This is a genomic window from Stenotrophomonas sp. 05L44_2 (assembly GCF_056665995.1).
The window spans coordinates 1-1,134 of record NZ_JBFTNR010000994.1 but is presented as its reverse complement, the minus strand read 5'-3'; the positions used below and the strand labels follow the sequence as shown (position 1 = coordinate 1,134).

The 1,134-nt window shown below is 69.9% G+C and carries 1 protein-coding gene and 1 pseudogene; one reads left to right on the top strand and one right to left on the bottom strand.

What is annotated here, in order from left to right:
- Nucleotides 1-574: glutamyl-tRNA reductase (gene hemA / locus AC1VAN_RS22590; RefSeq protein WP_480986833.1), on the bottom strand; the 574-nt coding region annotated here is incomplete at its 3' end.
- Between the two features lie 54 nt (nucleotides 575-628).
- On the opposite strand from hemA, the pseudogene AC1VAN_RS22585 reads away from it, so the two are divergent.
- Nucleotides 629-1,134: pseudogene (locus tag AC1VAN_RS22585) on the top strand (hypothetical protein); the annotation flags it as partial.

Here is a 1,134-nt window from a genome sequence, read left to right as displayed (position 1 = left end):
GGCGTGCGGCCAGTTCGATGGTCTCGCCGGCGCCGACCAGCAGCACGGTGGAATCGTCAAGACGGGCAAATGCATTCTGCGCCAGGCGCACCGCTGCCGAGGCCACCGATACCGGGTTGGCACCGACCTGGGTATCGGTACGCGCGCGCTTGGCCACCGAGAACGTCTGCTGGAACAGGCGGTCCAGGCGTTGGCCGAGCAGGCCGTGGTCGCGCGCGGTCGACCAGGCGTCCTTCACCTGGCCCAGGATCTGCGGCTCACCCAGCACCATTGAATCCAGCCCCGTCGCCACCCGGAACAGGTGGCGCACGGCATCGGCATCGGCGTGCTGGTACAGGTAGCCCTGCAGGTCGCCGGCCTGGCTCTGCAGCCACTGGTCCAGCGCCTGCGCGGACTCTGCCACGGCATACAGTTCGGTGCGGTTGCAGGTGGACAGCAGCACCGCCTCGGCGATCTGCGGGGTATCGCGCAGCGAACCGAGCGCGCGCGGCAACGCGTCACCGGCGAAGGCTGCGCGTTCGCGCAGTTCCACCGGTGCGGTCTGGTGATTCAGTCCGAGCACCCACAGGGTCATTGTTCAGTTGCTTGCGATAAGCTGCTGGCCATTGGACGACATTTTAAGGCCCCGATGCCGACGATGCCCGCATTGATTCGCATCCCCAGTGTTCTGCTGCTGTCTCTGGCCTGTGCGCAGGCCCTGGCGGCGGTGCCCGCCAAGGCGCCTGCACGGCCTGCGGTGACTGAGGAACTGGCGCTGGAGCCGGTGCTGGCCGGCGAGTTCGCCCTGCAGGCGGGCAAGCTGGCCGAGGCCGCGCGCTGGTACCTGCAGGCGGCCCAGCAGACCGACGGCGACGCCGGCCTGGCCGAGCGGGCGACCCGTATCGCCATGCTGGCCAACGAAGATGGCGCCGCGGCCAAGGGCCTGGCCCTGTGGCAGCAGCGTGCGCCGCGCTCATTGGCGATGCGCAGTGCCGCCGGTGCGCTGGCGATGCGCCAGGGCGACGTGAAGGCTGCGCGCAGCGAGCTTCAGGCCTTGTTGCAGGACCCGGGGGATGAGGGCTGGAAGTTCGCCCTGGGCGCCTTGATCGGCGGTGGCCGCGATCCGGCCGTGCCGGCCCAGGTGCTGGGCGAGCT